Below are 15,011 nucleotides of genomic sequence, written 5' to 3' on the forward strand. Positions count from 1 at the left end.
GTTTTAAACCTTCATTTAAAGTAACTATTCTATTATTAATACAAGTATCTTATTTTTTTAAAGAACGTGAGGGTGGGACAACTGTTTAAGTTATGCCCCACCCTCAGATCTAAGCCGCTTTTTCTAAACCTCATATTATAAAACATTCGGATTGTATCGATAGGTAATATCCCCGTTTAAATGTGCTTCTCCTACGAAAAATTTTCTATCTTCTCTTTTTAACCAAGCTTCTCTAAATAAAAAGAAATTTTCTTTGGAAACCTCAATCTCATTTATTGTGCCTTCTTTTAATTCATCTAACTTTTTTTCATAATCCATTGTATGCCACTCCCTTGTCTGTATTGTACAATTTTCAGAGGTAAATGCAAGTACGATTTATTCGTCCATCTGCAAAAAAAGTGCTACAATTAACTAGTAATCTTCTTAATGGGATGTGGCCAAATTGGTAAGGCGTCTGACTCTGAATCAGATAAGTGCAGGTTCGAGCCCTGCCATCCCAATTATTCGTTTTTTGAATCAGACTTATTATATTTATAAATCGTTCCGCTTATCAGTGATAATGATTATTTCCCTCTCCTTACTTCCCGCTTCTCTTTTGTATTAATCTTCACAGTTCTCTTCTTCCATTAAAAATATAGTATTTTTTCACTTTTATTTAATCAAATGACCGACTTTTTCTCATTTTTGAGTGTGATTTCTTGACGTTCGTAAAAATACCTCCTATGATAAATAGTAGAGAGGAGATGAGGCTATGTTTGCTGTGAAAGTGTTTCATGGATATATTGCAAAAGATGGAAAACGAACTAGAAATAAGAATCCACAAATTTTACTGACTTTTTCTTGTAAAGAGCATGCACAAAAATTTGCAAACCAAATAGGCGGGAGAGTCAAACAAATTGGATAATTTCATGTGATAAGAGTAGACAACCATACTGATGTTGCCTACTCTTTTAATTTTCTCTTCTATAATTACTCTACAAATTCTTTTTGTAGCTTCGCATTTTTTGCTGCAAAAGAAAGAATGACTCCTAGAGCAATCGAGCTAAAGGCTGCTACAATTACTCGAATTTCTTCCGGCAATAAAAAGACAATCGAATGAACAGGAATCCAGAAGAAAATACCTACCTTCAGCCAATTGAAAGTTACAAATGTTACCCAATCAATTTTTCCTAATACACGTCGAAAGGAAATTTTTCCTCTTTCGGTCTCTTTATATTTCATTTCAATTAATTCATCCATTACTCGATGAAAAGTGTTCATCATGGGAGCGAATGTTAAATTCATAATACTGCTTCCAAAAATTGCTTGAGCGATGATTTGCTTTGGAAAAGGCAATAATCCTGCCTCTTGTGCGGCTGCTGCCCCTGACATAAAGACGGTAAATACAAGGGTAACCATCCATCCGATTACTCCCCAAACAAGTGTCCGCAATAGAAATCCTGCTTCAAAAATATATGTGCCTGTCGCTATCCTTTTTCCTAATAAATCACCCATAGATGCCAAGATAGCAAAGGTTAAAAAGCCTGAGATGTAAGGATGAATTGCTGATTGCTCCATAATAAACTCTTTACTTACAGGAATAATGAAGAGAGAAAGTATACCTATAAATATTCCTAGCCATAGAAAATCGCCCTTTTTCATCACTATTCACCTTCCTTTATTTAGGTGGCTGATACGTTTTATCCATAACCACAACTGGTTTAATAACTTCTCCTGTTAAAGAGTCTGCCTCTGCTTCATTAATTTGTTGGAAGTCATAAAATTTTACAAAGCGATCGAAAGGAAATTCTCCTTTTTTATAGTAATCTAGCAATCTTGGTAAATGGAATTTAGGAATTGTATTTCCAATGAGTACGCCTTCCATTTTTTTGTTGCCAAATACTAAATCAAAGAAAGTATTCAATTCAAAATTGCTTTTAGTTACTGCCAGAGGAATAAACGTCCCGCTGTTGGTTAAAGCCTGCAGTGCTTGCGTCATTACTGGAGGAACACCTGTTGTATCAATCGTGTAATCTACCCCAATTCCTTTTGTCAGTTTCATGATTTGTTCTTTAGGATCTGTCATTTTACTGTTTATGATAGTTGTTGCACCACATTCCTTTGCAGTTTGAAGTCTGGCATCGTTAATATCAACTGCAATGATTTGTGAACAGCCAACGATTTTTGCTGCCATTATTGCCGCAAATCCAACTGCACCAGTACCAAAAACCGCAATCGTACTTCCTGCATCTGGTTTTAAAACACTTAAGACCGCACCACTTCCTGTCCCTAATCCACAGCCTAATGGTCCTACAAGTCGTAAATCAATATCTTTGTCTACTTTTACAATATTTGATTCATCCGTCAAACTGTAGGTAGCAAAAGCCGATTGATTAAAGAAGTTATTGACTGCTTCTCCTTCCGGTGTATGAATGACATATTCTCCGCGTTTGTTTTTCCCCATATTGTTGACTTCAAACCAGTGTGAACAAGAAGACGGATGTCCCTCAGCACAGTGTTTACACTCACCACAATAGGCATAGGATAAAATCACGTGATCTCCGGGTTTCACTGTAGTTACTGAAGTACCCACTTTTTCGACAATTCCTGATCCTTCATGTCCCAATACGTTAGGAAATTGGATACTGTTTCCTGTACGCTCGCCATAGTCGGAACGACAAAGTCCAGAAGCAACAATTTTCACTAATACATCCTTTTCTTTTGGTTCTGCTAATTTCACTTCACTAATTTCATAAGGCATTCCTTTTTCTCTAACTAAAGCTGCTTTTATCTCCATTTTATTCTTCGCACCTTTCTTTAATCAAATTCTCTCGCTTGTTCTTTTCCACTCAATACACGATAAGCGCCACTTGCAAGTGCCTGCATCTCATGTTCTCCTTTTTCAATTTTTATAGGAGCAATAAATGCCGTTCGACGTTTAATTTCCTCAACGATGTACTCAGAATAAGAAAGTCCACCAGTTAAAACGATAAAATCTACCTTTCCTTCAACCACAGTTGCAAGACTTCCAATTCCTTTTGCAATTTGATAAGCTAGCGCTTCATACACAATCTGCAGATTTTTATCTCCATCAGCAATTCTTTGTTCAACTTTTCTTGCATCATTTGTTCCAGCATAAGAAAGAAGTCCACCTGCACGTTTATACAGTTGCAACATCTCTTTTTCAGTATGACTCGCACAAAGATGAATGACATGTTTTAAGGGGAGTCCACCTGTTCGTTCTGTTGAAAAAGGGCCTTCGTCATCTGATATAGAATCAATCATTCTTCCTTTCTCATGAATACTGATACTATTTCCACCACCTAAATGAGCCACAATCATGTTTAGAGACTTATAATCTGAGTGATAATCGACTGCTGTTTTCATGGCAACTGCACGCATATTAAGTGCATGACCGATACTTTGTCTGGGAACACCTTTTAATCCTGAAATACGTGCTACTTCTGAGAATTCATCGACTGATACAGGATCATAAATCAGCGCTCTTGTTTTTTTGTTTGCTGATTTTCGTACTTCTTCTGCTAAAATAGCGCCTAAATTTGATGGATGCTCTATTTTTGTTGCAGAAAGTAGATAGTCAATCATCCTCTGATTTATTTCATAGGCACCTGATTTTACAGGCGGCAGTATTCCTCCTCGCCCTACCACTACATCCAGAGATTCTGGCTTTATTTCATTTTCAGCTAAAAATTGGAAAATAATCGATTTCCGAAATTCTATTTGAGTATTTATGGTAGGATACACGGCTAATTCTTCTCTAGTGTGCGGATAATTAACCGTTTTTTGATTTTCTTCATTGATGAAAAAGCTAACTTTTGTAGAGGTTGATCCAGGATTAATGACTAGGATATTCATATTTCCCCCCCTCGACTTACAGACATTGCTAACAATATCGCATTTTTCTTTTCTTCAGCATCTGATCCTCTAGAAGTCAGAATGATGGGAATCTGGGCCCCCATAATCAAGCCAGCCATTTTCCCTTTAGCTAAGAGTGTCATACTTTTTCCAAGAACATTCATTGTTGTTATATCTGGGCCAAGCAGAATATCTGCGTCACCTGCAACAGCACTTGTATACTCTTTAATAGAAGCAATCTCTTGGCTCAAAGCTAAATCTAAAGAAATTGGTCCATCAATGAAACATTTATCTGAAAATTTCTCTTCAAATTCAATCATTAATTTCTCTGCTTCAACTGATGATTGAATGTTCGGATTAACAAGTTCCGTTGCTCCTAGTACACCAATTTTAGGTTTTTTTATACCTAGAGATTGCATGACAGTTATTGCATGATGCAATAACTTCTTTTTCTCTTCATAAGTTGGGGCTGCAACCATTCCTCCATCTGTTGTCAAAAGTAACTTATGATAGTTTGGCAATTGATTAACTGAGATATGTGATAAAAGAGAGTCAGAAACGAGTCCTTGTTCTTTTGAAACAATTGCTTTTAGAAACGTCCTTGTTTGCAGATGCCCTTTCATTAAGCAATCAATTTTTTTCTCATGAACCAGCTGAGTACCTATCTGAGCTGCAGCTTCTTCATTCGCTGCTTCAACGAGTTCATAGGGATAATCCGTGTAGTTTCTTTCTTCCATCTGTTGAAAAATCTTTTTTTTCGGACCAATCAAAACAGGAAATACGTGTAAGCGAATGGTTTTATCAAAGAGACTCTGTAAAGCAGCCAAATCATTAGCATAAACCACACCGATACGTACTTTGTTTGGATGGGGAGTAATTTCAGCAAGTTGATGAAAACTTGTTATGCTCATAGCGATACTCCTCTCTTTAGTTCCAAGGTGTTTCTGTATGTTTGGGTGAAATTGGATACGCAATGCGGGAGATATTTATTAAGTGATGATAAGATAAATTTTCTGAAATACTATTATTCCCCCACGAACCACAGCCTAATGAAACGGTTGGGTTTAACCCATTTGTTGGGCTTCCGCCTGCATCAATAGTTGGCTGATTGACAACTACTCGACTAACTGGTAACGTTTCTCCAGCTGATAGAATGTGCTGTTCATTATTTGAAAAAATTCCCGTAGAATGTCCAGCGCCCTCAACCCATAAATTATTTTTAGCATCTAAAAGTGCTTCTTCAAATGACTCGCATCCTTTTACTACTAAAACAGGATTCATTTTTTCTTTTACTAAGAGCTCTTCTTGCCCGGACGTAGTCACTTTAACAGCTAGAATAATGGTATCCTCTGGTACCTTAATTCCTGCTTTTTCAGCGATAAATGTGGCGGTTTGTCCTACCAAATCCGGATTTGATTTTCCACCTGGAAATAAAAGCTCTCTCATTTTTTGAACATCTATCTCCTCTTTAATTATATAGGCTTTGTTATTTTCAAGTGCTTGAAATAGTTCCTCTTCTTTTTTTTCTGGATAAAGCAAACTTTGTTGGCACGCACAGACAATTCCGTTATCAAAAGAACGCCCAATGACAGTAAGCTCTGCAGCTAAATTGATGTCAAAATCATCATCTAAAATCGCTTGAACATTTCCTGGTCCAACACCAAAGGCAGGTTTCCCACTTGAATAGGCTGCTCTTACAAGCCCTGGTCCTCCAGTTGCAACAATAACATCACTCTCTCTCATCAACTGTTGAGAAAGTTCAAGACTTGGTTCTTCAATAACTTGTAACAGGTCTTTTGGAGCATGAATTGATTCTAGTGCACTTCTCATTAAGTCAATCGTATGCTTGGTTGTTTTTTTTGCTCTTGGATGTGGAGAAACAATCATGGCATTCTTTCCTTTTAAAGCCATTAATCCGTTGCCTAAAGGAGTGATTGTCGGATTTGTTGTGGGGGTTACTGAACCAATGACGCCTACAGGATGAGCAATTTCCACTACCCCTTCTTCTTTTAGTGTCTGGATAATACCAACTGATTTCTTGCCTTTTAAATGAGAAAAAATATTTATAGCCATATTTTGATTTTTCCCGATTTTGTGTTCGTAGTTTCCTAATCCTGTTTCTTCAACCGCCTCTTTTGCAAGTTCCTCTGCATGATCAAAAATTGTCTTAGAAATAACCGAAAGCATCTCATCCACTTGTTCTTGTGTGTAATTAGAAATTGACTGCATTGCCTGACGACCTCTTAGAATTTTATCCGAGAGCGTGTTCATAATACATTCCTCCTTACATTTTTAGAAAGCGTTTTCAGAATAAGGTAAAAAAATAGTTTACGACGTCGCTTTTTACATACATACGCGCATGTATGTTTTACACCTACATCATAATTTATTCTTTTCCAGTTGTCAATTAATAATCGGAAAGTGAAAATAACTACTTGTCAGTGTGATAAAAAAAGAGGTTCAAGTTAGGTAAAAAAATAGTTTTTTATGTAAATTTTTTATAGTGCATCCTTTATTTGTTGATTATTGAACATGATAAATCGAGGTTATGCTTAGAAATAAACGTTACTTGTTTCTTCGCTACTGATAAATATACTCAAATCCTCTTATCTGAAAAAAGAAAACGAGGCTAGGATATAACCATCTAAGTTATATCCTAGCCTCGGAAAATGTTAATAAAGCTTGGGAAGAGAAGTAACTCATACCCAACATCTTTCTCGCTCTCCTCAACTTCTACGCATGGGATATGCTTGTAATCAGCTGAAATAGCTGTCGAAACATACTTGGTTCTAGATGAACACTCTTGTCCCGACCGTTGTTTATAAATCATCATTTAAAATTAAACCAATACTTTGCTTGATGCTTTCAATTGTATAATTTTTGGCAATGATAGTTGGCGTATCACTGCTGTGCATACCTTCAAAATAAGAATATAACAAACTGGCAACAACAGCTGAATCACAATTTTTAAGACGGATATTCTTTTCTTGAAGCTCTTCTACTCCTGTTTTAAAAAATGTATATAATTTTACTCTGGACTCCTCAATCAGATTTGCTAAATCCTCAAACTCTTGATTGGCATGGATAGACACAGCGGCTTGCTGTATGAATGCATAATATTTACGGTCTTTATAAGGTAAAAGAATCATTTTTACAACTTTATCCTTAAAATCGAGTGTAGAATCTTGATAAATGGGCTCTTTTTTTTTGCGGATGTTTTCTAAAGTATCAATGACTGTTTGTTTAAATAAGTCCTGTTTATTTTTAAAGTGCCAGTATGCTGCTCCCCTGCTTACTTTTGCATCCTTTGAGATTTTTTCTAAGGATACATTTTCTAAGCCAACTGTATAAAAGTTATCAAATGCTGCATCAAGCAAGTCTTGACGTGTTTGAATGCTATTCTCTTTTTTTTTACTCACCTTTTCCATGAAACGCCTCTTTTCTATCGTCCTTCTCTCTTATTAAACATCATAAAAAGAGATTTTTCAAATGTTCAAATCAAACGCTCTATTCACTGCTAAGATAATAAGTTGAAAAAGGATACAAAAAGAGGTTAGGATAGAAGTGTTCAGCTCCGATAAATAAGAAGGAGTTGCTTTCTGTTCCCAACCTTTATTAAGAGTTTACGAAGGTGGAGTATAACTTAATTAGTCATCTCCCACCTTCTCCTTTTAATTGTGTTTCTAGTTCTTTTTTTTAGTTATTCGATAATTTTCAAAATAAGAAGGATTCTTTCGACTCTTGCTCCAAGCAAATATTCCCATAATCAGTGCACCGATGGTATTCGTAATCAAATCACCCATGGTGTCCATTAACGCTGCTCGACCTACAAGAGCTGCACCGTTACTTGCAATATAGCGCTGCAAATTCATAGAGAAAAATTGATCGCAACCAAATTCCCAGAACTCCCAGAAAACACCACATAAGCCTGCAAATGCAAAACCGAAGAGTAAAAAGAGCCAAGGACTCGAGTCAGCAATTTTTGCACGTTTCATAAAGAACCCTATTAGTCCGTATCCCAAAGCAGTTAACAACATAGGACTCACGGCATGAAGAATCTTATCCCAAAATGAGATATAACTAATCACATGTAAACCTGTGCCTATAAAGGCCGAAATCAATAAGAAAAACCAGTAAAAATAGATGATTGATGTGGGCACTTCAATTTTAAACAGCTTTCGAATGACCTGAGGTAAGAAGATTAGTGCGATACTCGCTAACGCTTCTATCACAAAAATCCAAGATTGACTTTCTGAATATCTGCCAATACTAAATTCATAAATTGTATAACCGAAGACAAATACACCGAATAAAATCATAAATAGTTGGACTTTTTTTTCATTATTTTTCATTGTTACACACCTCAATCCTCTTTATTCATAAACTCTTTTACTTTTTGAAGCAAAAGCTCCTCGTTAGAAACAATTGTTCCATTTAGCTTAATCAAGCCAGTGGTATATAAATTTACATAATGGAATTGATTTTCAGCGACTTCACCAAGTGCGGCAAGTTTCTTTTGATTGTCACTTCCCTGCTGACGAGTGTCAGTATACAGGCCAATCACAGGGATATTTTTCGCATAAGCAACCCCTACCTCAGAGGCTACTCCTGGATCAATGACCAAACCATCCAACAGAGCAATCAGAAGATCACTTTCTACTACTTTTTCTGTGTCAGCTTGCGCGATCATTTTACTATCAGCATAGGCACTCTTATCATTGATTGCCCCATTTTCCTGCGGCAGATAAACAGAGATCCGTTCAGATAGTTCGCGTATCTTCGCTACTACAGATGCATTGTATAGCAAATCACTTTTAGCAAACATAGGTGCTGCAAAATAAATATTCATTTGTTTCCTCTTTTCATATGGTTAGATTTTTTTCAAAAGTAATCACTAAAGTACGCTTCCGTATCAGGAATGATTCTTTCTAAGCTGTTTAAAGTTTCCTTATCTGTTTCAATTCGTTCAATCCGATGTAAATAGGCGCTTCTACGATAATTCATCATGAGACAAGTAAAGGTTTGAATGTCTAGTTTCACAGGTGATCCCAGTGGCTCATCCGAAATATGGACTTGATCATTTTCATCCCAAAGAACACTAAATATACCATTGTTCCATTTTGCCACAGGATCTTCAATGATAAAATGAAAAGGCTTTGCAGTACTTGCAAAAGGAAAAACTTTTAGAAATTCTTTTACGTCAACGACTCTAGCCATAAAATATGGTTCAATTGATTCTTTTATTTGTCCATCCTCTAATAAGAATGCAAGAGGTTCATTTTTATAGATATCCCCTTTAACCCAATAAATCATCGAAAAATGTGCACTTACAAAATTCCATAAGCCATTTCTAGCTTCTTGATTAATGTAAAACAGCTCTTTGATGTGAAAAACCTCTTCTGCCACCCAATAAAATAGCACCCCAAGTGGTTCTTGGTTTGCCCCATAATAAACAGCAGCCGTCCGTTCTTCTTCATTTTCAAATCGCCAGTACTCTTCCCAGTTAAACTCACTGCGAATCAGTGCCCCATGATTTTGTCGCGCAAATTGTTCATAAACTCGAATCACGTCTGGGTGAGTAACTTCAAGCCGCTCTACCATCCCAGAGACGGGCACTTGCTTTGGCAGCTGCGTATCTCGAATTTTAAACGAGAGTTTGTCCGACATGATCTCCCATCCCTTACGACGATAATAAGGAATATTATATGGATAAAGATAAGATATCCACTGCTTGTCTGCACGCATATCTTCTAAGGCTAAGGCAATTAAATCTTTCATTAAACCATGGTTGGCATATTCAGGATAGGTTCCAACTCCTGTGACTCCGCCCATTTTATAAATGGATCCGTGTATGTTGACTTCACATGGATAAATAGCAATTTGAGAAATCAGCTTGTTTTCGTGAAACCAGCCAAATACTTTGGATAACTCTAAGATAGGTTGTTTTGATTTAATAAATTCTCTTTTATTTTCGAAGCCACTTTCTTCTATGTCGGCTTGAGTGACTTGAAACACGTAGGATAAAAGCTCATTAAACTGATCGACGTGTTCTTCTCCCACCTGTTTTAATTCAAGACTCTCTCGAAATTCTTTTTGTTCCATTCTTTCATCTCCAGTTTTCTTTATAAGTATAGTATAACAAATGCGAAGGAAAAGTGGGAATTCTTCGTGTTGTGAAAAATACTTTAATTATGATGCTTTCGTTGGTATAATGGTAAGTGCTGATTAAAAGAAATGAGGAATTAATCCATGAATATAAACGAAATGAAAAAACGACAGGAAAAAATCCGGAATTTTTCGATTATTGCCCATATTGACCACGGAAAATCAACTTTGGCTGATCGAATTTTAGAAAAAACAGATACAGTAACTACTCGTGAAATGCAACAACAGCTATTAGATTCGATGGATCTTGAGCGTGAGCGTGGGATTACGATTAAATTAAATGCAGTTGAATTAACGTATGATGCAAAAGATGGTGAAACCTATATCTTCCATTTGATTGATACTCCGGGACATGTGGATTTTACTTATGAAGTGTCACGAAGTTTAGCTGCCTGTGAAGGGGCCGTTTTAGTTGTAGATGCTGCACAAGGAATTGAAGCACAGACTTTAGCCAATGTTTATCTAGCATTAGATAATGATTTGGAAATCCTACCTGTAATAAATAAAATTGACTTGCCTGCTGCAGACCCTGAACGCGTTCGACAAGAAATTGAAGATGTGATTGGTATCGATGCAAGTGAAGCTGTTCTAGCAAGTGCCAAAGCAGGAATTGGGATTGAAGACATATTAGAACAAGTGGTTGAGTATGTTCCAGCTCCTACAGGTGATGTAGAAGCACCTTTAAAAGCCTTAATTTTTGATTCTATTTATGATAGTTATCGTGGGGTGGTCCTAAATGTACGGATTATGGATGGTGTGGTGAAACCTGGAGATAAAATTCAATTAATGAGTAACGGAAAAACATTTGATGTTACTGAAGTAGGCGTTTTTTCTCCAAAAACAATTGCTAGAGATTTCTTAATGGTTGGCGATGTTGGCTACATCACAGCAAGTATTAAAACAGTTCAGGATACTCGTGTTGGTGATACCGTTACTTTGGCTGATAATCCCGCAAAAGAAGCTCTGTATGGTTATAGAAAAATGAATCCTATGGTTTATTGTGGTTTGTACCCTATCGATACCTCTCGTTATAATGACTTACGTGAATCACTAGAGAAGCTGCAGTTAAATGATGCTGCCTTACAATTTGAACCAGAAACATCTCAAGCTTTAGGATTTGGTTTTCGCTGTGGATTTTTAGGTTTACTTCATATGGATGTTATTCAAGAGCGTTTGGAGCGTGAATTTAATCTAGAGTTAATTACGACGGCACCTTCTGTAATTTACCATGTAGAAAAAACAGATGGCTCTTTAGTAGTTGTTGATAACCCAGCAGAATTTCCAGATCCTGTAAGTATTGAAAAGATTGAAGAACCTTATGTAAAAGCACAAATTATGGTACCAAATGATTACGTTGGAGCCGTGATGGAATTATCTCAGCGAAAACGTGGAGACTTCGTTACCATGGATTATTTAGATGATTATCGTGTGAACGTTGTTTATGAAATTCCACTTTCTGAAATTGTTTTTGACTTCTTTGACAAATTAAAATCAAGTACAAAAGGCTATGCTTCTCTTGATTATGAATTGGTGGGTTATAGAGAAAGCCGTCTTGTGAAGATGGACATTCTTTTAAATGCTGAAAAAGTGGATGCGCTGAGCTTTATCGTGCATAGAGAATTTGCTTACGAACGTGGAAAGGCAATTGTTGAAAAATTGAAGAAATTAATCCCACGTCAACAGTTTGAGGTTCCTATTCAAGCAGCCATTGGACAAAAAATTGTTGCTCGTTCAGACATCAAAGCGTTACGTAAAAACGTATTGGCTAAATGTTATGGCGGAGATGTTTCTCGTAAACGTAAATTATTAGAGAAACAAAAAGAAGGGAAAAAACGGATGAAACAAATTGGTTCTGTCGAAGTGCCGCAAGAAGCCTTCATGGCTGTTCTTAAGATGGACGAAGATGAACCCAAGAAATAAGCCGTTTTTGAAAATAAATTCTTGAAACAAACTAGTTTGCTGTATTTGCCACCGGTTTTCTGCCGGTGGTTTTTTGTTCATTCAGTGAAATAAATAGGAGGTTGAGACAGAAGCGTTCAGCTTTGAGAAAAGGTACTGTGTATCATCATACGAAAAAAATCCTATTCTACAGAAAAAGTGGTATTCTTCTTTCACTTAGTAAATTTGAGTTGCTTTTTTCGTTGTGCTAAAATAACAGTACTGATGATTTTTCTCTTAGATGAGAGATGGATTAATCGGCAGATTGAATCGTCTGCTTCTTTTTCGGAAGTACTTGATGGATTGCGTAGCAAGAATTAAAGATTCACAACTATAGTTTATTTGGAGGAGTTATTATGCGGTTTGTTGCTATGATTATTTTCGGCTTAGCAGCTATCAATTTTTTTTATCGAGCAGTTCAATTATTTCGTAAATCATCAAAAATCTCTTTTTCAGAAAACACCTTACATAGATTTATTTGTCAGTCCTGCCAAACAGAATACAAATTAAATGGAATTGAAGCAAAGCAAAAAATTAAGGGTGCGATAAAAATAAAAAAAAGTTCACCTAAAGGACAGGTATTTTACTACAAGTTTACTTGCCCAAATTGTAATACCTATGCTTCTCAGCAAAAGCTGTTTGATATGCAAAAATCAGCCCTATTGGGAAATGCAAAGGTCAATATTGATTCTAACCAGATCCCTCTCCTGATTGATATGCTCCTTAAAGGAGTTCTCCCAATCTTTATTGTGATGATACTCGTTCAATTACTGATGAAGTAGTTAGAACTATTATGTATTGTTGTGGATGATTTGGCTTGTGCTTAGGATTAAATGGTAAAGGAGGAGCATGCGGTTGCTGGCGTAACTGCATGCTCCTCCTTTATTTTTCAGACATAACTACAGCTGCACATCATTAATAGAAGATTTTACAGGAGTTATTTCAATATCTATAATTGATTTTTTGTGGATATTATGATATTTTCCAAAGTCATCCATTACTCGATAGAAATCTCCTTTTTCTTGAAGAACTTCTTGATAAAGCTCAAACGGATTATCCTTTTTGTCAGTAGTAAACGTCACTTGAATTTCTTTCCCATTGGATAGAGAAAAAACGATAATGTAACTAGCTTTTTTCACGATAATTCATCTCCTTCTATTTCGTATTATACAACAAGTCAAAGGACAGACGCGATGAAAATCGCTAAATCTTTAAACATACTACAAAACGAAAGAAAGCAAATTTCTATTCTATCACTATTCTTTGTCGTATGGTACATAATCATCATATGTTTCTAACTGACGTTGTTCTTCTGCTTCAAACAAACTATCCATTCCCATTGAAGGACCTGAGCCTAACTCATTAAACCGCATTTCTTCTGTAGCAATTAGCTGCCTATACTCATCCGAGGAAATAATAGCACCAGTCTGATGATTTTTGTAAAATTTCGGTTCAGAAAATAGTTTCCTTTTCTTTTCTTCTTCAAGTTTGTAAGACACAAAGTACCCATGAGATAATTTTCTTTTAACCACTGTATTACATTCTGGACATCGAATCGGCATCTCCTTCATTCTATGATCAGCAATCTTTCTTACTTCATCATAGTAAAAGCGGGTATCACAGGTTGGACACGTTAATTGATCATCTAACATTATTCTTCACCTCTTTATAATTAGTTTACTCCAAACCCCAAAATTTGTCCTATCAGAACTGATGTTTTTTGTAAAAATAGTTGCTCTCATTTCCCTAGTTTACAGTTAATAAGGACACAATTTTTCGTGCGTATGAATACAGGCTTTTCGAAGATTTTTATCTATTCAAAAATTAAATTCTAAAATTTTTATTAGAAAATCACTGTTTTTTTGTGCTCAGAGAGGATTCTAAGCTTTTTTTGAAGAAGAGAAACATCCAAAATGTCGAAACAGCGGTAAAATACTCTCATTTATTCCTCATGTAAATCACTAGATTCTCTTGTAGGATACAGATAAACAGATAAGGAGAAGATGAACATGCAAAACCCAAAGCTTGTAAAAGCTACTTTAAAAGAAGGTTCTTTTTTTCAGATTTATGATGAAGAAGACTATACACTACAAAATCAAGTGATCCAAAAAGAGTTTATCGAGCACCAAGTGATTGACCATCCCACTTTCGAAGGCTGTGCATTTGAAAATGTTCTTTTTTCAGAAAATACATTTACCCGTTTAGAAGTGACCGATTGTATTTTTAAAAATTGTGATTTTTCAAATGCTAATCTTCAACAGAGTACGATTCATCGCACACAGTTTGTGGACTGTAAATTAGTAGGAACAAAGTTTTCTGAAAGTTATTTAGGAAACGTTTTATTTAAAGAATGCTATATGCCCTTCTCAAACTTTAGTGATTCAAAAATTAAGTCAGTAGGCTTTGAAAAGTCTGATCTTTCAAATGGAGATATTGTTGAAAGTAATTTGCAAATAACAACATTTACTGAATGTAAATTAGAAAATATAAATTTATACGATACGAGTTTACGGAAAATAGACTTAAGTAGCTGTCATTTCGATACACTTGATACACAAAAAGAAAATATTCGCGGATGTATCCTCAATCAATTTCAAGCTATCTATTTTGCACAGAAATACTTAGCAATTCAAATAAAAGGATAGTTTTTTTATTTCTAAAATCTTTTTTAAAAAGAAGACGTGTGTTATACTAACTTTGAGGTGTTGTTCATGAATTCAACAATTGCTTTTACATTAGCTGGACTCCTATTATTATGGAATCTATGCTCTATACCATCACTTTTGAAAAACAAAAAAAACTATGGAAGTTATTTTGTTCAGAAATCCTTTATTATTCCTAAATGGAAAGGATATGGCAATAGCTTTAATATGAAAAATCGTTTTGGTTTTTCACTAAATCTATTTTTTGTCTGCTTATTTGTATTAATTGGTCTTTTTGGTCATTAAACGCGCAAGTATGGTGTAATCAAAAACAAGAATTTTACATTTATGATAGTTAATTGTGAGAAGTTGGAACAGAAAGTTCAGCAACCAGAGCTAATTAGGTAGTTT

At 35.6% G+C, this 15,011-nt stretch carries 17 protein-coding genes and 1 tRNA gene; 6 read left to right on the forward strand and 12 right to left on the reverse strand.

Annotated elements, in window-relative coordinates:
- Window positions 1-135 precede the first annotated feature (135 nt).
- The gene (locus I589_RS09910; protein WP_010767577.1) at window positions 136-318 is read right to left on the reverse strand and encodes a hypothetical protein; all 183 of its coding nucleotides are present in this window, start codon (window positions 316-318) and stop codon (window positions 136-138) included.
- 109 nt (window positions 319-427) lie between these two features.
- Here I589_RS09910 and I589_RS09915 point away from each other — a divergent pair.
- Window positions 428-500, forward strand: a tRNA-Gln gene (locus I589_RS09915).
- Between the two features lie 251 nt (window positions 501-751).
- Window positions 752-904 carry a hypothetical protein gene (locus I589_RS18485; RefSeq protein WP_010767576.1) on the forward strand — a complete coding sequence of 51 codons (153 nt, stop codon included), beginning with the start codon at window positions 752-754 and terminating at the stop codon, window positions 902-904.
- Window positions 905-969: 65 nt separating this feature from the next.
- Here the strand turns inward: I589_RS18485 and I589_RS09920 are convergent, their stop codons facing one another.
- The 9 genes from I589_RS09920 to I589_RS09960 form a co-directional block, all read right to left on the reverse strand.
- Window positions 970-1,641 (reverse strand): hypothetical protein, encoded by a 672-nt coding sequence (locus I589_RS09920; protein ID WP_010767575.1) that lies wholly within the window; start codon window positions 1,639-1,641, stop codon window positions 970-972.
- Between the two features lie 16 nt (window positions 1,642-1,657).
- Complete coding sequence (locus tag I589_RS09925; protein WP_010767574.1) at window positions 1,658-2,776, reverse strand: NAD(P)-dependent alcohol dehydrogenase; 1,119 nt, start codon at window positions 2,774-2,776, stop codon at window positions 1,658-1,660.
- A 20-nt stretch (window positions 2,777-2,796) separates the two neighbouring features.
- On the reverse strand, window positions 2,797-3,855 hold the full coding sequence (gene buk / locus I589_RS09930; protein WP_010767573.1) for a butyrate kinase: 1,059 nt from the start codon (window positions 3,853-3,855) through the stop codon (window positions 2,797-2,799).
- Window positions 3,852-4,766 (reverse strand): phosphate acyltransferase, encoded by a 915-nt coding sequence (locus I589_RS09935; protein WP_010767572.1) that lies wholly within the window; start codon window positions 4,764-4,766, stop codon window positions 3,852-3,854. Before I589_RS09935 ends, buk begins: the two co-directional genes overlap by 4 nt.
- Window positions 4,767-4,782: 16 nt before the next feature.
- Window positions 4,783-6,126: an aldehyde dehydrogenase family protein gene (locus I589_RS09940; protein ID WP_010767571.1), complete on the reverse strand. Its 1,344-nt coding sequence runs from the start codon at window positions 6,124-6,126 to the stop codon at window positions 4,783-4,785.
- Between the two features lie 548 nt (window positions 6,127-6,674).
- Complete coding sequence (locus tag I589_RS09945) at window positions 6,675-7,283, reverse strand: TetR/AcrR family transcriptional regulator (RefSeq protein WP_010767570.1); 609 nt, start codon at window positions 7,281-7,283, stop codon at window positions 6,675-6,677.
- A 255-nt stretch (window positions 7,284-7,538) separates the two neighbouring features.
- The gene (locus tag I589_RS09950; protein ID WP_010767569.1) at window positions 7,539-8,207 is read right to left on the reverse strand and encodes a DUF2238 domain-containing protein; all 669 of its coding nucleotides are present in this window, start codon (window positions 8,205-8,207) and stop codon (window positions 7,539-7,541) included.
- Window positions 8,208-8,218: 11 nt separating this feature from the next.
- A complete protein-coding gene (locus tag I589_RS09955; RefSeq protein WP_010767568.1) occupies window positions 8,219-8,704 on the reverse strand; it encodes a nucleoside 2-deoxyribosyltransferase in 486 nt (161 codons plus the stop codon).
- 32 nt (window positions 8,705-8,736) lie between these two features.
- Window positions 8,737-9,957 (reverse strand): GNAT family N-acetyltransferase, encoded by a 1,221-nt coding sequence (locus tag I589_RS09960; protein WP_010767567.1) that lies wholly within the window; start codon window positions 9,955-9,957, stop codon window positions 8,737-8,739.
- 147 nt (window positions 9,958-10,104) lie between these two features.
- On the opposite strand from I589_RS09960, the gene lepA reads away from it, so the two are divergent.
- Both lepA and I589_RS09970 read left to right on the forward strand, forming a co-directional pair.
- The gene (lepA, locus tag I589_RS09965) at window positions 10,105-11,940 is read left to right on the forward strand and encodes a translation elongation factor 4 (protein ID WP_010767566.1); all 1,836 of its coding nucleotides are present in this window, start codon (window positions 10,105-10,107) and stop codon (window positions 11,938-11,940) included.
- Between the two features lie 374 nt (window positions 11,941-12,314).
- Window positions 12,315-12,740: a hypothetical protein gene (locus I589_RS09970; protein ID WP_010767565.1), complete on the forward strand. Its 426-nt coding sequence runs from the start codon at window positions 12,315-12,317 to the stop codon at window positions 12,738-12,740.
- Between the two features lie 117 nt (window positions 12,741-12,857).
- Here the strand turns inward: I589_RS09970 and I589_RS09975 are convergent, their stop codons facing one another.
- A complete protein-coding gene (locus I589_RS09975; protein ID WP_010767564.1) occupies window positions 12,858-13,097 on the reverse strand; it encodes a hypothetical protein in 240 nt (79 codons plus the stop codon).
- A gap of 117 nt (window positions 13,098-13,214) precedes the next feature.
- Window positions 13,215-13,610 carry a zinc ribbon domain-containing protein gene (locus I589_RS18105; RefSeq protein ID WP_010767563.1) on the reverse strand — a complete coding sequence of 132 codons (396 nt, stop codon included), beginning with the start codon at window positions 13,608-13,610 and terminating at the stop codon, window positions 13,215-13,217.
- A 357-nt stretch (window positions 13,611-13,967) separates the two neighbouring features.
- Between I589_RS18105 and I589_RS09985 the strand changes: the two genes are divergently transcribed.
- Both I589_RS09985 and I589_RS09990 read left to right on the forward strand, forming a co-directional pair.
- Window positions 13,968-14,603, forward strand: coding sequence for a pentapeptide repeat-containing protein (locus tag I589_RS09985; RefSeq protein WP_010767562.1), 636 nt, complete (start codon window positions 13,968-13,970; stop codon window positions 14,601-14,603).
- 66 nt (window positions 14,604-14,669) lie between these two features.
- Entirely contained in the window at window positions 14,670-14,906 is a 237-nt protein-coding gene (locus I589_RS09990) for a hypothetical protein (RefSeq protein ID WP_010767561.1), read from the forward strand.
- Window positions 14,907-15,011 lie beyond the last annotated feature (105 nt).

Origin of the sequence: Enterococcus phoeniculicola ATCC BAA-412 (assembly GCF_000407505.1) — a bacterium.
Classification (GTDB): Bacteria; Bacillota; Bacilli; order Lactobacillales; family Enterococcaceae; genus Enterococcus_K; species Enterococcus_K phoeniculicola.